The organism is Paenibacillus koleovorans NBRC 103111, from assembly GCF_004000845.1.
GTDB lineage: Bacteria > Bacillota > Bacilli > Paenibacillales > NBRC-103111 > Paenibacillus_AA > Paenibacillus_AA koleovorans.
The window spans coordinates 88231-106442 of record NZ_BIMA01000010.1; the positions used below are offsets into that span (position 1 = coordinate 88231).

At 52.9% G+C, this 18212-nt stretch carries 11 protein-coding genes; 5 read left to right on the plus strand and 6 right to left on the minus strand.

Annotation, left to right across the window (positions count from 1 at the left end; genetic code table 11):
• Positions 1–439 precede the first annotated feature (439 nt).
• The 3 genes from PKO02S_RS05345 to PKO02S_RS05355 are packed head-to-tail and all read right to left on the minus strand — an operon-like array spanning position 440 to position 3876.
• Positions 440–2008, minus strand: a complete 1569-nt coding sequence (locus PKO02S_RS05345; protein ID WP_127580060.1) for an extracellular solute-binding protein — start codon at positions 2006–2008, stop codon at positions 440–442.
• Between the two features lie 42 nt (positions 2009–2050).
• Complete coding sequence (locus tag PKO02S_RS05350) at positions 2051–2929, minus strand: carbohydrate ABC transporter permease (RefSeq protein WP_127580061.1); 879 nt, start codon at positions 2927–2929, stop codon at positions 2051–2053.
• Entirely contained in the window at positions 2923–3876 is a 954-nt protein-coding gene (locus PKO02S_RS05355; RefSeq protein ID WP_127580062.1) for an ABC transporter permease, read from the minus strand. The genes PKO02S_RS05350 and PKO02S_RS05355 overlap by 7 nt, the downstream gene beginning before the upstream one ends.
• A gap of 309 nt (positions 3877–4185) precedes the next feature.
• On the opposite strand from PKO02S_RS05355, the gene PKO02S_RS05360 reads away from it, so the two are divergent.
• The gene (locus PKO02S_RS05360) at positions 4186–6441 is read left to right on the plus strand and encodes a helix-turn-helix domain-containing protein (protein ID WP_127580063.1); all 2256 of its coding nucleotides are present in this window, start codon (positions 4186–4188) and stop codon (positions 6439–6441) included.
• A gap of 88 nt (positions 6442–6529) precedes the next feature.
• On the opposite strand, the gene PKO02S_RS05365 is transcribed toward PKO02S_RS05360, so the two are convergent.
• Together PKO02S_RS05365 and PKO02S_RS05370 are read right to left on the minus strand one after the other, a co-directional pair.
• Complete coding sequence (locus PKO02S_RS05365; protein WP_164821307.1) at positions 6530–7882, minus strand: extracellular solute-binding protein; 1353 nt, start codon at positions 7880–7882, stop codon at positions 6530–6532.
• A 215-nt stretch (positions 7883–8097) separates the two neighbouring features.
• Positions 8098–11862, minus strand: a complete 3765-nt coding sequence (locus tag PKO02S_RS05370) for a polysaccharide lyase family 8 super-sandwich domain-containing protein (protein ID WP_127580065.1) — start codon at positions 11860–11862, stop codon at positions 8098–8100.
• A gap of 252 nt (positions 11863–12114) precedes the next feature.
• On the opposite strand from PKO02S_RS05370, the gene PKO02S_RS05375 reads away from it, so the two are divergent.
• Positions 12115–12720 (plus strand): RDD family protein, encoded by a 606-nt coding sequence (locus PKO02S_RS05375; protein WP_127580066.1) that lies wholly within the window; start codon positions 12115–12117, stop codon positions 12718–12720.
• A gap of 70 nt (positions 12721–12790) precedes the next feature.
• Here PKO02S_RS05375 and PKO02S_RS05380 read toward each other — a convergent pair whose 3' ends face one another.
• A complete protein-coding gene (locus PKO02S_RS05380) occupies positions 12791–13669 on the minus strand; it encodes a LysR family transcriptional regulator (RefSeq protein WP_127580075.1) in 879 nt (292 codons plus the stop codon).
• Between the two features lie 124 nt (positions 13670–13793).
• On the opposite strand from PKO02S_RS05380, the gene zwf reads away from it, so the two are divergent.
• Genes zwf through fsa form a run of 3 tightly spaced genes read left to right on the plus strand, consistent with a single transcriptional unit; the run spans position 13794 to position 17983 of the window.
• The gene (gene zwf / locus PKO02S_RS05385; protein ID WP_127580076.1) at positions 13794–15311 is read left to right on the plus strand and encodes a glucose-6-phosphate dehydrogenase; all 1518 of its coding nucleotides are present in this window, start codon (positions 13794–13796) and stop codon (positions 15309–15311) included.
• The gene (gene tkt / locus PKO02S_RS05390) at positions 15289–17283 is read left to right on the plus strand and encodes a transketolase (RefSeq protein WP_373865192.1); all 1995 of its coding nucleotides are present in this window, start codon (positions 15289–15291) and stop codon (positions 17281–17283) included. Before zwf ends, tkt begins: the two co-directional genes overlap by 23 nt.
• Positions 17284–17317: 34 nt before the next feature.
• A complete protein-coding gene (gene fsa, locus PKO02S_RS05395; protein ID WP_127580067.1) occupies positions 17318–17983 on the plus strand; it encodes a fructose-6-phosphate aldolase in 666 nt (221 codons plus the stop codon).
• Positions 17984–18212 lie beyond the last annotated feature (229 nt).

Consider the following 18212-nt stretch of genomic DNA (forward strand, 5'->3'; position numbering starts at 1 on the left):
ATTGAATACGTCATTATATTTTACAACTATTCCTAAAAGCGACAATAAACGTTCCGGAAAATGCCATTTATTTCTTACAAAACATGGACTTTTGGTGGCGAAAAAGCGTCAATTTATATTACAGTTCACACTACTACTTGTGAGTTGTAACTTAATTTGTCGTCGATTGGAAAATGAAATGGCATTGAAATTGAACAAAAATGCCGCTCGCCCGTTCCTTCATGGTACGGGCTTTTTGTCGTATGGATTACAGATGGAGTTCAAAGAGTGATTGGAGTAAAGAAAATAAATTATATGCTCGGAAAAGAGAGGTCTCCAACAAAGGAAGCTATTTCCATAAAATCATTTGGTAGCCCAATTCTAAGGCTTCCTCTCTCGCTTGTTATGAATTTGAAAAAGGTGCTGAATCGTTCTCAGCACCATCTCTTCCATACAAGATTTATTTACTCACACTTTCATACCAGGCTCTTGCGCGCTTCGTAACTTCTTCTCCGCCGGTCTTGTTCCATTTGTCCACGAATTCGTCGAACTTGCTGATCGGAAACTCGCCCAGAATAATTTTGGACATATATTCCTGATATAACGTTTGGCTCTGAATGTCCGGGAAGCCGGCATATACGGAAGCCGGAAGGCCATCGCCCGCAATTTCTTTGCCGTACGGCTGATTGGCAAGGAACACGTCAACGGTCTGCTGAAGGAGCGGCTTTACTTCGGGAGCGGCGGCATTCATTTTGAATTCCAGCGCTTTCAAAACGGAAGCCTGATCACTGATGACGGAAACGATGAGAGGCGTCTCCTGCTTGGCCGGATCGGCTGCCATCAAAACGGGCTTGCCGTCCTTTATCTCATAATGCATGCCTTCTACACCCAACATGACCTTATCCATATATTTCGGATCGTTCGCCCAATCCAACAGCTTCAGAGCATTGATGATGGTTTGCTCGCCTTTCTTAGAGGCAATCACCCAGTTGGGGCGGTTGATTTGCATCTTCGTCGTGAAGCCCTGGAAGCCGTCCGTTTTCAGGATCGGAAGGGCGGCGAGCTTGGCGTCCTTATCAACCTTGACCAGCGCCTCGAGTCTCGAGCTCGCCGTCTCGCTGATGTGAAACCAAGAGCCTAGCTTATCCGACTGAATTTTGGCCAGCCAATCGGCGCTTTTGTTCAAGAACGTATTATTGTCCAGCAGCTTGCTCTCGTACAAGCTATGGGCGAACTCCAGAGCGGCCTTCATGTTTTTCGTCACGGCGGAGTAGGTCAGTTTGCCGTCATAGAGATCCCAATGCGGGTTTCCTTCGAACATCGCGATGCCGTACATGGCGAAGAGGTGGTCCATCCATTTGCCTGCCTCGCGGCCTGCTGTCGGAATCTCGTCGTTCGGGTCGCCGTTGCCGTTTGCATCCTTCTCTTTAAACGCTTTCAGAGCGCTCACATATTCGTCTTTGGTAGTGGGGACCTTCAAGCCGACCTGATCCAGCCAATCCTGCCGGATAAACGAGCCGTAGTAGGTTTGCAACTGCACTAGAGGAATATAATAGATTTTGCCTTTTCCGCTAGGATCCGACGCTTTGACTTTCTTCCAAACGCTCTCCGGTATACGCTTCCACAAATTCGGGGCATATTTCGGCAAGTAGTCGGTCAGATCGGCTATGGCGCCTTGGGCAGCCAACTGGGCTTCGATGCCACCCCATGGAAGGAAGAGATCGGGCAAGTCTCCGGTCGCGATCCGGGTGTTCAGCTTCTGGCCGTATGTATTACCGCCGTCCCAAGGGACATAGGGAGAAAAAATGCCGATGCCCGTGTTTTTCACCAAAAATTGAGAGTATTTACCGTCCTTCTCGATCGGAAGGGTGCCGGTGTTCGTTCCCCATACTTCCAGGTAAGGCGTTTCCTTGGGCGTACTGTCGGCCGTTCCCGTAGTTTGCTTCTCCTCAGTGCCGCATCCGGCTAAAATCAGTGTAGCGCTCAGTGTAAGCGCAAGAAGTCCTTTACCTAACACCGTTTTTTTCATCGTACAGATCCCCCTTCATACAGTCGAGATTATAAAGCCCCGTTATTTTACGGAACCCAGCATAGCGCCTTTGACAAAATGCTTTTGCATAAACGGATAGACGAGCAAAATCGGGATTGCTGCAAAAATAATAGTGGCCGCCTTCAGCGTCGTATTGCTGTAGATGAGAGCCGTTTGATCCGAGGTTACGCTAATTTGCGCATCTGTGCTGATGATATACTCCCGAAGCTTGAGCTGCAACGGATACAGGTTCGGATTATCTATAAACAAGAGCGGGTGCAGGAATTGATTCCACAACGTGACCGCATAGAAGATGCCTAACGTGGCGAGAACGGCCTTGGATGTCGGCAGTACGATGAGGAACAAGAGCCGCCCGTACCCGCAGCCTTCCAATTGAGCGGCTTCTTCGAGCTCCTTGGGCAATTCCTTGAAAAAGGTGCGCATGATAATCAGGTTGTACGCCGTGATCAACTGGGGAATGATGAGGACCCAGAAGTTGTTGTAGAGCCCGAGGTTCTTGATCGTAAGAAAGTACGGGATCAAGGGATATCGGAACACTAGCGTGATGACAATCAGCAGCACGATCAGCTTCGCCGGGCGAAACTCCGCCTTCGAGAGCGGGTAGGCGAGCAGGGAGGTGAGGAGCAGGCAGAGCAAGGTCCCCAGGACGGTCACAACCACGGTCAGAAATAACGAATGCCAGAGAGACTCGCGTTCCAAAATTTTCTCCCATGAAGCGAGAGTGAAGTGGGCAGGCCACAGGGACACTTGACCGGCGTCAGCCGCCCAACCGGCGCTAAGCGAAGTAGACAGCACCTTCAGGAAAGGGACCAGCATCATAAAGCCCAGCAGCCCCATCACGCAGACGTTCGCATATCGAAATAGACGTTCTCCGGCCGACTCCTTCAACGGTCTTACCATAAGGCACCTCCGTCCGAATATTTCTTGGCCGCTCGGTTGAACGCTACGACCAGGACGAAGCCGATGACCGATTGGAACAGCCCGATCGCGGTTGTGGAGCTGAATTGGCCGCCCACGATGCCGACCCGGTATACATAGGTGTCGATGACATCCCCGGTTTCATAGGTCATGGGGGTCAGCAGATTGTAGATCTGATCGAAATTCAGATCCAGGAAGTTGCCGATGTTCAACAGGAACAGCACGATGACCGTAGGCATGATGAGGGGCAGCGTAATGCTGATGATCTGTCGGATTCGGGAAGCCCCGTCCATCATGGCCGATTCATACACTTCCGGGTTGATTCCGGCGATGGCCGCAAGCAAGACGATGGTGCCCCAGCCGGCTTCGCGCCAGATGCTCGTCAGCACGACAATCGGCCGGAAGAATTCCGACTTCTGGATGAAGAGGACAGGCTCGAAGCCGAAGTACCCAAGCACCGAATTGACGATACCGGATGCCGACAGCACATCGAACGTAATCCCCGCGATGATGACCCAAGAGAAGAAGTGAGGCACATAATAGATCGTTTGCAGCACGCGTTTGTACATCACATTCCTCAATTCATTGAAGAGCAGGGCCAGTACGATCGGCACTGGGAAAACAAACAGCAGATTGTAGAAGCCTAGGATCAACGTGTTGCGGAAAACCCGCCAGAAGCTGGAGTAGTGAAAGAAATCGGCGAAGTGCTTGAAGCCGACCCAAGGACTTTCCCACATCCCCTTGAAGATCAAGTAGTCTTGAAAAGCAATAATCGAACCGAATAAAGGGATGTACTTGAAAAGTAGGAAGAACAGCACCCCGGGAAGCGCCATCGCATACAGCATGGCATGCTTGCTACGGATGCGGATACGCCCTCCTTCTATCGCAGGCACGCCCTCGGAACGGGGTTCTACGAAATTTCGATGCATATTCCTCAGATGGCTCCTTTTCCGTGTTTCTGGATGCCCTCGAAAAGCCTTGATGACCGTTTTCTCAAAACCTCCTTTTCCCGGGTTCAAAACTTACCATTTCCGTTGAGGGACTTCTCGAATCTACAATGCCGGGCGGCCTTTCGTAAATCTTCTGTTTTTCACATCATGGCTGAATTTAAGAGGGGAATGGAAGAGATGGAAAAGTGATGATTATCTAAAGACTTGTCGATCGCCGGCATATGGCGGATTGGTGCACATTCCTCTATAATAAACTGCATCAAGCGGGACAAGGAAGGTTGAAGGCAAATGATCATGCAAGGTATTCTCAAGCTTCGACGATCTTTCCAATCGTTTTTCGTGCGAATGCTGGCCAACTTTTTATTCATCATCTTTTTGCTAGTTTCGTTCAATTCCTACTCCTTTTCCTTTTTTACCTCCCATGTAACCGAGGAGATTATCCGCTATAATAATGTGAATCTACAGAAGACGATGGACGACCTCGAAAATCAGTTCAAGCAGATCCGCACCGAGTTCATCTCCATTTTCAACAGCAACCAACTGCTTGGCCTGAATGCCGGGCTCGGCAACACCGGACAGATCGACTACTACTTCGCCGATAAGGTCAAGCTCGAAATATCCGACCGGATCCTGAGCAAACCTGCGCTGCTCTTGTCCAATATCATCTTCTATTACAGGGATGCGCATTTTTTTATAGATAAAAATACGGTCAGCAGCTTGGACTTCTTTCAGAGGTATTACTTCTTCAGCGATTATTCCACCAGCTACTGGAGCAAGCTGGCGCAAGCCGGAGAGAGCTTTACGGTCCTGCCTTCCACCAAATTGCTGGAGAATTACGCGGGTCCGCCCAATCTCTCGGTCATTCCGATTGTCGTAAGGAATTTGCTTTATCCGAAAATGTATGCGATCGCCTTATTGGATGCGGATAAAATATTCCGAGCTTATCACAAGTCCATCAACGACAATTTCTTCATCCGGAATGCTCAAGGCTCTCTAATATTCTTCTCCTCCGAATCCGACACCGACCAGGTGACGAAGGAGCTCCCAGTGCTGACGGGGGAGAGCGGACATGTCCAATGGCGGAATCACTATTATTTTTATACGACTGGGCCGTATTCCGGGTTTACATATGTAAATGCGATCCCAATCGGCGAGATGACGCAGGAGGTTTCGCAGATGAAGCTAATCCTGATCTCGCTTCTTCTGGTGGCGGTGGGGGTAAGCGTAGCCGCTTCCATCTATTTCACCCTGCGACTCCACAATCCGCTGAAACAAATCGTCGAGTCCGTTCATCAACTGCAGTCCCCCTCCGCCTTGCCGGACAACATTAAGGAATTCGCCGCCATTCAGCACCGGCTGGATCATTTGTTCACCTCACTGACGGAAACGAAGCACGATTTGGACAATAAAAGCTCACTCTTGCGGACATATTCCTACATCGACAGCTTGCGGAATATTCAAGGCAACCACCTCGCGGTCGAAACTTATTTGAAGCATCGTCCGTTCGCCGTTTTTCTGGTTACGGTGGCCTTTAAGCCCTCTTACTACGAGCAATTCACCCAACGCGAGCAGGAAGCCGTGGCGTTTATGCTGGCCTTTATCGATAAGTATCTATTGGGGCATTATCCGGATCCTGTCACGTTTCAAATAGAGAAAAATCAGATCCTGTCCATTGTGCCCGATCTCGAAAGTCACGCCGGCCTGGAGCCGCATCTGCAGCATCTGAAGCAAGTATTCGACATGGATATGGAATTCTGCGTCATCACGATTACCGTCAGCTCCGTGTACCGCAACGCCTCGCATTTGACCCAAGCCTATGAGCAGGCGCTGCACCTAATAGAGCGGCGAAAGATCGGCGAGGGCTCCCAGATCATTTACGAGGAGGAATTGGGCGAGCTGCCTGTGTTCCTCATTACGCTCCAAGAAGAACAGGAGTTTAATACGCATCTGCAAGCGGGAAATGCGAAGGAGACGATTCATTGGGTTCTCGTGCAATTGGACCGGTTGGACCGGAAGGCGGCGTTCGCTTCCCATTACAGCAAGTTTGCCACCCATATCGCAGACAAAGTCGAGAAGCTGCTGCACGTCATGAATTTGCCGGGTGAGGAAACGGCCAAGATTCGCGAGGAGCTGTCGTTCTGCGATTCGTTGGAGCGATACAAGGAAGTGCTGACGAAGCTGCTCGCTTGTGTAACGGACCAAATTCGCCGCAAGCTCGAGGAGCAGGACGCCATCACGACGTATGTGTTCAATTATATCGACGCCCACTACCACGAACCGATCTCGTTGGATTTGCTGGCGGACCGGCTGCGCATCTCGAGCGGGTATTTGTCCACCTACTTCAAAGAGAAGACGGGGAATAACTTTATCGATTACCTCCACCAGGTTCGCCTCAACCGAGCGATGGAGCTGCTGGACGGGACCGATTTGAGAATCCAGGAGATCGCCGAGCGCGTAGGGTATGCCAACGTGAACTCTTTCATTCGGATGTTCAAGAAACTGCATGGCGTAACCCCCGGCGATTATCGCAAAAAGATGGGGTAGCAAAGATTTCAGGCGGAACGCAGATTCCCCCGGACCTCGAGGGAGAGGCCGGGGGAATCTTTGCGAGTGCGCCATTCCACTGCATGGTTTAAGAAGGATGCTTGCTGCGTTGCCAGGCGTTCGTATACATCTCCAGGATCGGGTTCAAACCAAGCTTCTCGATTTCTTGCACATAGCGATCCCACTCCGTCAAGGGAAGGCGCCCCATGATGAATTGGGCCAAATAATCGTTAGTCGTCTTACGGATCCGTTCGAAGGTTGTAGCTACTAGAATCTGTTCGTCGTACGTGAGCGGGGGCAGGATCGGTTTGATCGGATGGTTATACTGCAAGGCAACCCGATTGGCCAGCTGTTGCTTTTCCGAATACTGCGCGTTATAAGCATCGAAGCGGAAGACGGCATAGGTGCCGGAGGTGAGCAGATTCGTTTCTTTGCGGAGCTGGAAAGCATCCGAGATCTTGTAATGCTTAGCCCCATTAACGCTTGTATAGCTCTCGCCTTCCTTGCCCCAATTGGTTAGGTGGATGCCTTCTTCCGAGAATAAGAAATCGACATACTTTAGAGCGGTGGCCAGTCTCGGGGTTCGCGCGGATATTCCCATGCCCGTGGTGGCGAAATTGCCGTTCATGACCTCCTGCTTTCCCCCGGGACCTGCGGGAGGCGCCATTAAATCAAACGAAACCCCGTTCGTCAGGTTCTGAAAATAATCAATGCGGACGACGTAGTCGGAGGTGATGAAGGCCTGGCCGGCAGCCAATGTGTCCTCCCATTCTTTATTGGACATCGACATAAAATGGGGCGGAATCAGGCCTTCCGCATAAAAGCGCGCCATATACTCAACCAATGCTCGGAAACCCGGCTCAATCGGACCGTAGTGCATTTGTCCTTCCGCGTCCGCATAGATCGATCCCCCCGAGGAGAAGGAAGGGGCGATTAAGTCCAGGATGCCCACTCCATACCGGAAGGCAAAAGGGTAAGAGTCGGGATAAACTTCCTTCAGCCTCTTCAAGACCATGTAGAGCTCATCCCACGTGCGCGGAGGCTGCAGACCGTATCGGGATAGAACGTCATTCCTCACTAGCCACCCCCGCTGGTCGATGACGTTTCCGAAGGTGAACATGTAGTTCGATTTGTCGACGGTTTCGGACATTTGCCGATTCGCCGGGTTTGCAGCCCAGAACGCTTTGAGATTCGGCAGCTTGTGCAAGTACTGCGTCAAATCCAGGAAGAAGCCTTGACTGCCGTATCGGTTCGCTTCGTCCCAATGGTTGAAGAAGACGATATCCGGCACATCGCCGGAGGCCAGCACGTCGGGAAGGGCATCCGCATATTTGCCGGGAGGCTGCACCCCTCGGATCTCGATGTTCGCGCTGTCCTTCAGCCACCCCCAGACGGGAGCGTCCGGGCGGTAAGGATAGCTGTCGTGGCTCTTAATTAGCATCGTTAAAGGCTCCGAAGGGGCGGTGGACCGCATGGATTGCCCGGGCGAGTCCTGGAGGAGGGCGCCTTCACGTCCCTCGCACCCGGTTATAAGCAGGAGGACGGCTAGCATCCTCCAGAATGTGGTCTTGGGTGGTCTCATCTGCTTATCCGCCCCTTCAGTATGCTGGATTATCCCTATGGTAATCGACAAGGTCAACTCTGTAAATCAGGAAATCAGTCCGGCACGCCCGAGATGATCAGCTGCGGCGGAGACGCTGCATTCTCCTTGCTATTGAAGTCAGTCAGAGCCGTCGATGTGTTCGAGATGAGCACCACGCTCAAGATTCCATTCCCGCTCAGGTTCGACTGCGCGAGTGAAGTCAAATTCAGGAAGTAGCTTTGGGCGGTGGTGGCGGTCGTGAAGGAAGCGGCAGCGGAGCCGGTTCCTGCCGGTCCGTTGTTGTAGGTTAGGCCGGATTCGGTCCACGCATCGTTTGTCACCGCATAGACTTGGATTGTGGCTGCGGCATCGGAAGAGCCGTACAGCTGCAGCGTCGCGTGCGAGATGGAAGCGAAGTCGGATAAGTCGAATTTCAGATACGCTTTGCGCTTCGTATTGTCGTTCGTCGTCTCGCTGATTCTCAAGGTTGTAATGTCGCCGTAGTTCGTATCCCCGAATGTCCCGCCGCGAACATAAGCATCCGCCGCCGGAGCGATCGTGAAGGCGGGACTGAACTTCGCGTGAAGAGCCTGCCCCTTGGCCCCGTTCACATTGATCCGGAGCTTCAGTGTAGGATTCGTCTGCAGCACCGTAATGCGCGAATCCTTCTCGATGACGCCGGATACGCTGCGAGCGAACTCCAGATCGATCGTGCCGGTGTTTAGCTGCGTTGGATCGGATACCGAAACCTCGAATTCGGAGCCGTTCCAACGGGTCATTACGGAAGCTTTTTTGTTGCTGGTCACCGGTCCGGCCGTGTATGTGCCGTTGTTCCAGAAGTTGGCGGCGAAGATTCCGAGATTCGCTTCGCTGACCGCCTGTACATTGGCATTGTTGGCGACGATCGTGATGTCGGGAGCTGAGGCATAGGCGCTGACCTGAGTTGCCGACTTGTTCGGAAGCAGAACATAGGCATAGGTGCTGTTGCTGAATGTACCTGTGCCGTGCTCGTACCGGAGGCTTAGGTAATTCCGCGTCAACGGGTCGGCCAAATTCGCTTCGGTGTGGTAGGGGTTAATGCCCGTCCAGGCTCCCGTACGTGCCTCGCGAAGACCTTTAATCGCAGCTCCTCCCGGGAAGTAGTAGCCGATATCCGAGTTGGAGGTCGATCCGCTTAGATGGGCCCAGGTTGTACCGGACATCGTTTCTGTCCAGCCTAAAGCCGTTGACTTTGCCGTGCCGTTCACGACGAGCGCATTATTCCCCGCGGAATTCAAGCGGCGGTTTTCCACGATGGTCTCGATGGTGCGGCTGGCTGTTGCATTGTCAATATCCGCTCCCAATGCGACGATTTCGTCATCGAACATAAACCACGATTTTTTAGCCGTGAGCGTATTGCTCCACCCAGCTACCTGCATGCCTGCAGCACCATAGAGCCCGTCGATTTCTGTGCCGCCTACCCAAGCCGCGGTGCTCTCGTATTTATTGCCTGATCCGGCGCTCCTGCTCTGGGTATAGTCTACCGTAATGCCGGGTAGCCGTTTGGCGTCTATCGTGGGCCAGTAGCCGTCGCTGTATTGTCGGTCGTCCCCGTTGTACAAGTAGGTCATGCCTTCCCCCGTGTACCAGCCGCGTTTGTTTTCTTCGTTCGGCGGTGCCTGATACTCATAGTTGGAGATGCGGGAGGAGTACATGCTGATGGCGAACGTAAAGCCGGGACGGTGATGCACGATCCGGTCCATGGAAGGGAACGGCTTGAATTGGTTCGGTACGTCCCATTCCGCGATACTGTTGTCGGCCAAGATGCTCTTCACCTGCGTGGCGGCGAAGAGAGAGATGTTCTGGTAGAAAGGAGTGAACAGGCTCGAGCCGGCCCACTTCTTCACCAGCCCGCGGAATTCGGCCGCTTCGCCGGCTGGAGCGAATTCTGCGATGGTGGGCAAGCTGACGAGGAACGACTTGCCGGCGTCCCGATCTTGGAGCAGACCTCGAGAAATCGCGCGTCCGCGAACCATGTCCATGAGGATACCATTATGGAAAACCGGCTCGAACGAGTTGCGGATCCAGTCGTATAGAGCCTTAACATCCCGGTATCCGGCGGCTGACGTATCGTCAAGGGCCCATGCGGTATCGTCGACCAGCCACATATAGCCAGGCAACGCATCGATAAGGACCAGCCCATAGCTGCCCGTATAGGCAACGGTATTGTGCTGGAGGAAGGAACCGTCGGTATAAAAGCCGTCGCCGCTTGTCACATAGTCGAAGACGGAGTAGATACTTGAGCGGGCGAGCTCCAGCGACCCCGAGCTTTTCTTCAAAATGCCGATCAGGGCTTCATTGTAGCATTTCTCAACCAGATTGGCCCCTGTCATATATCCGATTCGAGGCTGAGGTGTAGCGCTGCGGGAATCCTTGGGATCCGGGGAAAAATGCTTGATCGCATTCATTTCCGCCGTGATCAGCGATTGCTTGCCCGCGACAATCAGATCGTCATACATCAAGATGGTTAAGGCCAGGATGGGCTTAGGTACGCCGATTTCGAACTTGTACCACTGAGTGCCTTGCTGCGAAGACACATTGTACCAATTTGCATTTAGAAAGGTCATACCCTCCAGGATGATGCCTCGAAGCTGGGACCGCTCGTACGGCGTGAACGTGGTGTCCGGGTTGGCATACGCCGTCGCTAGACTGAGCAGTCGATTGTAGGAATCCTCTGCGGCGTAGATGTACTTGTCCGGCAAGCTCGATCCTGGCGTGGGTAAAATATCCGGCCAAAGGTACGATTCGCTGACTGTAGGAGAATGATAAGTGGCAAGATGCGTTCGGGCCGTCGATTCGATGTTATTAATCGTGTTGGCGATATCCGAGTCGCCGGGATCGTAGTTCCCTCCTAACTGACGGTACTTGTACTTCTCGCGCAACGAATCGTAGGCATCGGCGGATGCCGGGTTGCGCACGATGATGGACGCCTGCGCGGACCGCGTTACCCCGCCGAGGGTAACCTGGCCGGTTATCGTTGCGGTGCCGGGTCCTTGGCCCGTGACGGTGCTCAGGGCGGCCCCGGTGGAGGCGATGGTCGCGATCGCCGTATTCGAGCTGGACCACACGAGCGTCGCCCCCGTCAATGGCGCTCTTCCCCCATCGGTCATGAAGCCGACAACCTCGACGCCGGTCTGGGTTCCGTCATCCATGGTGGATTTCGAAGCATGAACGCTTACGGAGCTGAGCGTGCGCGTCATCTCGTAAACCCCGATCTCTTCGATCCTCGGAATTGCGGCACTCGGATTTGCAGTCAAGACGACCGTGAGCTTGCGTGCGGAAACCTTAGTAAAGCTGACGTCGTCTGCTGCCGAGGCCGAGTAGTCGGCGAGTACCCGTGATGTGATGGCCGTCCATTTGGCAGGGTTATCGGAGTACGTGCCGGAATAGGACGAATCATTCAGGCGGTAGATCGTGTAGCCGGTTGGCAGAGCAGCTGATCCGCTGGGGGTTACAAAATCCAGCGTGACCCGATCGAATGCCTTGACGGAACCGAAATCCAGCGACAGCCAGACTTCGCCATCGTTTTTATCGGCAGTGAGCGGTCCCCATGCCGAGGAGGGATCCCCGTCATTCGCGTTGGACGGGGGGCGATCGCTGGAAACCGAACTAGCCGCAGCGACTGTACCTTGAGCAGCGGCGGCCAGATTCACCGGGTCCGTAATGGAAGCGGATGCAAGATTGGCGAGCGGGAGCTTCCCGTCCCAGTTGAGAGTCACCAGTCCTAAAGTTAGAGTCAGCACTACCAGGGACAGAAACACGACTTTGGACAGGGGGTTCATCACGATACCTTGGCGCATAAGATTAGGCCTCCTTTAAGATAGTGTATTGCTACCTAAAAGTAGTACATTCGGCCCAAGGCTGTAAATCTTCTTTTTTATAGAAAATCACGACATTATTGAATCTAACTGCCGGGCTAACTATTTTTTCTACGGGGGCTGGCAGGTCCACTTGAGGCCGAGTGTAACTAATTAAGATTATCCTGAATTGTATTAGTTCCCATGCATTTGTTCATCAATCAAATAAATTAATAGCAAAATCAAAAGAGTGAAATTGTAAATGCAAACGGGGCATACATCACTTGGTACCAAGCGATAATACGGCAAACTATTAATTATTTATATAGCATTCTTTTTCTATTAGGGGTACAGGTGCAGATCATACGCCAAGTTCCAGCTGACCAAGTCCACGAATACGATGTGTGGTACTTTGTTATTACTTTGATATTGTTAGCAGACCTATTTGCAATAGTATTGAATCCGAGAAAGAGAGCCCTTCATGACTTCTTAGCCAAAACGTATGTGGTCCATAAAGGGGGGGATCCTAGGGAATTCCAACCCCGTAAAAATAGATTTGTAGCGCATTTATACAAGACATTACCTAAATATTATACTGTCGCTACTACAATTACCGCATTTTCATTTTTCTTAGGATTAGCAATGAAATTGATCTCCAATTCTTTCCCTTATGATGAAGAATCTGTCATGAATCTTGGGGCAGCGGCCATACTCTCTACCTTTTTATTCGGAATTTTAGGCACGGGGATAAGCATGTATTTTATTCTTTCCAATTATGTTCCAAGAGGAAAAGTGATGCTCTTGCTGAGTATAAATATTGCAGCTATGGGCACTATTATTTCTTACGTTTTTTTGAGATAAAGTTTGCACATACTTGACATCAGCCCGTACCTTTCCGGTACGGGCTTTTCCTGTTTTTCATGGTGTTCACCTAACGAATCAGCTCGATAAACCGCTTAGCCGCACTGGACAATGGCATATTGAGCATCGTCATGATCCCGACACGGGAGGGCGGAAGCGAGATGTCCAACTGGATTTCGAACAGCGTGCCGGCTTCAAGCTCATTGAGCACAAACTCCCGGGTCACATACGAGATGCCCATTCCTCTGCGGGCGAACTCGATAAGCAGATCGACGCTGCCCACCTCGATCTCCGGCTTCAGCGTATATCCGTAGCGCTGAAACTCTTCCGTGACCGCCATCCGAGCCCGGCTGTTCCGGGAGAACAGAATGACGGGATACTGCAGCAGCATGTCGAGGGTCAGCACCTTGTCCTTCAGCTGGGCGAAATGGCTGCCGGCCACGAAGCAGTCCTGCAGCTGGAAGCTCTCCCGTACCTTAAGCTGCGGATCGACGATCGGCAGGCGAACGACGCCCAGATCGATCCGGCCTTCTTTGAGAAAAGTGATGACATCCGGTGTGGTGCCATGATGCAGGTGCAGCTTCACCCCGGAATGCTTCGTACGGAATTCCTCCAGAATCGGGAGCAAGTAATGCTTGAACAGCGAGTCGCTCCCGCCGATCCGCAGCTCGCCGCTGTCCAGATTTCGGAGTGCCAGCATATTCTCCTCCGCGTGAGCAATCAGAATCATGGACTGTTCGATATAAGAGTAGAGGATCGCGCCTTCCTGTGTGAGCTCAACCCCCTTGGAGTTCCGGTAAAAAAGCGTCATGCCGAAGCTGTTCTCCAGCTGCTTGATAGCATGACTGACACTCGGTTGGGTGAGGTAGAGCGCATGGGCCGCCTGGGTCAAGCTCCCCGTTTTAGCGGCCCAATAAAACACCTTGTACAATTCAAAGTTATTGTTTATAGACACGGTCTATATCACCTCGTAATTATATTAATTACTTATATACCCCTTATTTGTATTATAGTGATTCTAAGCAAAAATGGAACTAAGCACATTATCGATCTCACTGGAGAGGATCATCATGTTGGAGCCAGCTACAATAGTTTTATTTGGGGCAACAGGGGATTTGGCCAAGCGCAAAATTTATCCCGCTCTCTATAATATGTTTCTCGATGGGAAGCTTCCGCAGCCGTTCTCCCTATTCGGACTCGGTAGAAGGGAATGGACCGATGAGTCCTTCCAGGCCAATATCGAGAAATCGATCAAGCAATTTTCGAGACGCGCACCAGTGGATCCGGAGTCGATCAAGAGCTTCATCAGCGCGTTCCGCTACAGAGTGCTGGATGTGGGATGCGAAGAGGATTACCGCAAACTTTTGGAGCAAGTGGAGAAACGCGAGATGGAGCTGGGGATTCCTCAGAACCGGTTGTTCTACTTGTCCGTCGGACCTGAATTGTTCGAGACGATCGCTTTGCAAATTCTCGGCAGCGGTCTGGGCACGGTGAAAGGCTGGAAGAGGCTTGTGATCGAGAAGCCTTTCGGGCATGATCTGGATTCCGCCAGACTGCTGAATCAGACCTTGAGCCAAGCGTTCACGGAGCAAGAAATTTACCGTATCGATCACTATCTCGGCAAGCCGATCGTGCAACGCCTGGAATCCTTACAGCAGGCTCATCCGGTCTTTCACGATCTCTGGATGGACCGCAAAATCGCCAATGTGCAGATTACCGCGAATGAGTCCGTCGGCGTAGAAGAGCGAGCGGGGTACTACGATCGTGCCGGCGCGATCAAGGACATGTTCCAGAACCACATGCTGCAGCTGCTCATGATGACGGCTGTGTATATTCCGAAGGAAAGCACGAGCGGGAAGGGAAGCAGCAAGAAGACGAAAGTAATGGAGGCTCTGAAGCCGCTGCAAAAGGAAACCGTCCGTAACCACGTGGTTCGCGGGCAGTATTCGGAAGGCAGTATCAAGGGCAATGCCGTTGCCGGCTACAAGGCTGAACCGGGAATCGCTCCGGAGTCGATGAACGATACATTCATAGCCGCCAGACTTCAGATCGATAATGACGATTGGCAGGGCGTACCGTTCTACATTCGGACCGGCAAGCGATTGAAGGAGAAGTCGACGCGCATTGTGGTCGAGTTCCAAGATGCGATGGAGCCGGCCAGCCAAGAGAGCCTTGCACCGAATCTTCTCGTGTTTGAGCTAAGCCCCGAGGAGACCATCACGCTGCAGCTCCACTCATCCAAGCCGGGACGGAGCGAGACATTCCAGCCGATTGAACTCGATCTCGGGACCAATCCGATGAATTCTCCGGAAGCGTATGAGAATTTGATCTGGGATGCCTTGAGAGGGGACCCGACCTTCTTCGCCCATTGGAACGAGGTGGAATTGTCCTGGCTTTGGGTGACACCGATTCTGGAGGCCTTTGCAGAGAATAAGGTTCCGCTGCTGCCATACGAGGCTGGTTCTTACGGGCCTGCAGAAGCGGACGCCTTGCTGGAAGCGGACGGATTCCATTGGTGGTTTGACGACAAGCAACATCTTACATCGGATAGAAAAGGGAGAACTAGTTATGCCTATCACACAAACGATTGAACAATTGGCGATCGATACGATCCGTACCTTGTCCATCGATGCCGTTAATGCGGCGAACTCCGGCCATCCGGGGCTGCCGATGGGTGCAGCGCCTATGGCTTATGCGCTATGGTCGCAACATTTGAACCATAACCCGAGCCATTCCAAATGGTTTAACCGCGACCGCTTCGTCCTCTCGGCCGGACATGGTTCGGCCTTGCTGTACAGTCTGCTTCACCTCTCGGGTTACATGGTGTCACTCGATGATCTGAAACAATTCCGCAAGCTGAACAGCCGTACGCCGGGTCATCCTGAATATGGCCACACCGACGGGGTAGACGCGACGACCGGGCCGCTCGGGCAAGGGATCGCGAATGCGGTCGGAATGGCGATGGCTGAAGCGCATCTCGCTGCGAAATATAATCAGGAAGGGTTCCCGATCGTCGATCACTACACGTATGCGCTGGTAGGCGACGGCTGTTTGAGCGAAGGCATTTCCTACGAGGCGATGTCGATGGCGGGGCACATGAGGCTGGGCAAGCTGATCGTGCTGTATGATTCCAACGACATTTCGCTCGATGGGGCGCTGAATCTCTCCTTTAGCGAGAACATTCAGAAACGGGCCGAATCGGTGAACTGGCAGTATCTACGCGTCGAGGACGGCAATGATGTAGCCGGTATCTTGAAGGCCATCGGCGCGGCCAAAGCGAATACGGAGCAACCGACGCTCATCGAGGTTCGGACCATTATCGGTTATGGCAGCAAAGCCGCAGGCACGAACAAGGTGCACGGCAATCCGCTCGGCCAAGAGGAAGCTCAAGCAACGAAAGCGAGATACAACTGGCTGTTTGAAGAAGAGTTCACCGTTCCGGAGGCGGTCCAAGCGCATTTCGCCCAGCTGAGAAGCGAAGGCGCGGCTAAAGAAAAAGAGTGGACCCAACTGCTCGAGTCGTATAAAGCGCAATTCCCTGCACAAGGTCAGGAGTTCGCGCAAGCTCTGGGCGGTACCGTCTCGCTCGATACGTCCGACATTCTGACGTTCGATACTTCCAGATCGATCTCGACTCGCGTCGCGAGCGGCGAAGCGATCAACCATTTCGTGAAGACGGTTCCTGCGATCTTCGGCGGAAGCGCGGACTTGTCGCATTCGACGATGACGGATATTAAGGGAGAATCGGTATTCGCCGTCGAATCTTATGCGGGACGCAACGTGTACTTTGGCGTTCGCGAGCATGCCATGGGCGCGGCAGGCAACGGCATGGCTCTTCACGGCGGCATCAAGCCGTTCGTCAGCACGTTCTTCGTCTTCTGCGATTACTTGCGTCCATCGATCCGGCTCGCGGCCTTGCAGAAGCTGCCGGTCATCTATGTCTTCACTCACGACTCGATCGCTGTCGGTGAGGACGGTCCTACGCACGAGCCGGTGGAACAGCTCGCTTCGCTTCGCGCCATTCCCGGGCTGACCGTCATCCGTCCGTCGGATGCGAACGAAACGGCAAGCGCTTGGGCTTATGCGTTGGAGCGGAAGGAAGGTCCGGTGGCGCTCATCCTGAGTAGACAGAATCTGCCGATCTTCGCCGAGACCCGAGGGAACAAAGAGCAGGTTGCTCAAGGCGGCTATATTCTGACGGAGACGAATGCTCAGCCGGACGTCGTGCTGATCGCAACCGGCTCTGAGGTATCCCTCGCCGTAGGCGCTAAAGCGGAGCTGGAGAAGGAGGGCACATCGGTACGCGTGGTCGCGATGCCTTGCCGCGAGCTGTTCGATCGCCAACCGACCGCCTACAAGGAAAGCGTCCTGCCGAGTGCCGTCACCAAGCGGATCTCCATCGAAGCCGGCATCTCCCTGGGCTGGGAGCGATATACCGGTCTCGGCGGTACGGTAATATCGGTCGATACGTTCGGCGCTTCCGGACCGAGCGGCGCCATTCTTGCACACTTCGGCTTCACCGTTGACAACGTCGTCCACTCGGCGAAGCAATTGCTGCAGTAACCATTCACAACTATTTAATCGGAGGGATTTTATCATGAAGTTTTTTATCGACACCGCGAATGTGGAAGCTATTAAAAAAGCGTATAAAGTCGGGATTTTGTCCGGGGTAACGACGAATCCTTCCCTGGTTGCCAAAGAAGGCGTGAAATTCGAAGAGCGCATTGAAGAAATTCTGCAAGCCGTGCCGAGCGTTGAGTCCGTTTCCGCAGAAGTCACGCCGGACGCCGTAACGGCCGAGGAAATGATCGCACAAGCGAATGAGCTGATCAAGATCAACAACTACGACAAGAATATCACGATCAAGCTTCCGATGACGCTCGAAGGGTTGGAAGCCTGCCGTTACCTGGCCGACAAAGGGGTAAAAACGAACGTAACGCTCATCTTCACTGTGAACCAGGCGCTCCTCGCCGCTCGCGCAGGCGCTACCTACGTCTCTCCATTCCTTGGACGTCTGGATGACATCTCGGAAGACGGCGTGCAGTTGGTGTCAAAAGTCGCGGAGCTGTTCCGTATTCACAACTTGGACGCTCAGATTATCGCCGCTTCCGTGCGCCATCCGGATCACGTGACCCGCGTCGCTATGGCCGGCGCGCATATCGCGACTGTGCCTTTCGCCGTCATCGAGCAGATCGCCAAGCATCCGTTGACGGATCAGGGGATCGCGAAGTTTGCCGCGGATTGGAAAGGCTCGAGTCGATAAGGCGGGCAGGAAGAGGGCGTGGAGAGGCGTTTCGACGGAACCACTCTACCTGTCCACCCCCGCACGCCAACTGAACACTTACTCCAGAGGACCTGATCGGTGAACTTCCGATCAGGTTTTTTACATACAAGAAAGTTTAAACCCTTTACAGAACTAAAGCGTAAGGGTGCGCTTGCGAAGCGTGGTTGGGGGATTCAGCATCCATGGTGCCATCACACGGCATCGGAGT

Excerpts from the sequence above, each read along its gene's own strand:
- PKO02S_RS05345 (WP_127580060.1), bottom strand. The coding sequence starts at position 2,008 with ATGAAAAAAACGGTGTTAGGTAAAGGACTTCTTGCGCTTACACTGAGC.
- PKO02S_RS05350 (WP_127580061.1), bottom strand. The coding sequence starts at position 2,929 with ATGGTAAGACCGTTGAAGGAGTCGGCCGGAGAACGTCTATTTCGATAT.
- PKO02S_RS05355 (WP_127580062.1), bottom strand. The coding sequence starts at position 3,876 with ATGCATCGAAATTTCGTAGAACCCCGTTCCGAGGGCGTGCCTGCGATA.
- PKO02S_RS05360 (WP_127580063.1), top strand. The coding sequence starts at position 4,186 with ATGATCATGCAAGGTATTCTCAAGCTTCGACGATCTTTCCAATCGTTT.
- PKO02S_RS05365 (WP_164821307.1), bottom strand. The coding sequence starts at position 7,882 with ATGCTAATTAAGAGCCACGACAGCTATCCTTACCGCCCGGACGCTCCC.
- PKO02S_RS05370 (WP_127580065.1), bottom strand. The coding sequence starts at position 11,862 with ATGCGCCAAGGTATCGTGATGAACCCCCTGTCCAAAGTCGTGTTTCTG.
- tkt (WP_373865192.1), top strand. The coding sequence starts at position 15,289 with ATGCCTATCACACAAACGATTGAACAATTGGCGATCGATACGATCCGT.
- fsa (WP_127580067.1), top strand. The coding sequence starts at position 17,318 with ATGAAGTTTTTTATCGACACCGCGAATGTGGAAGCTATTAAAAAAGCG.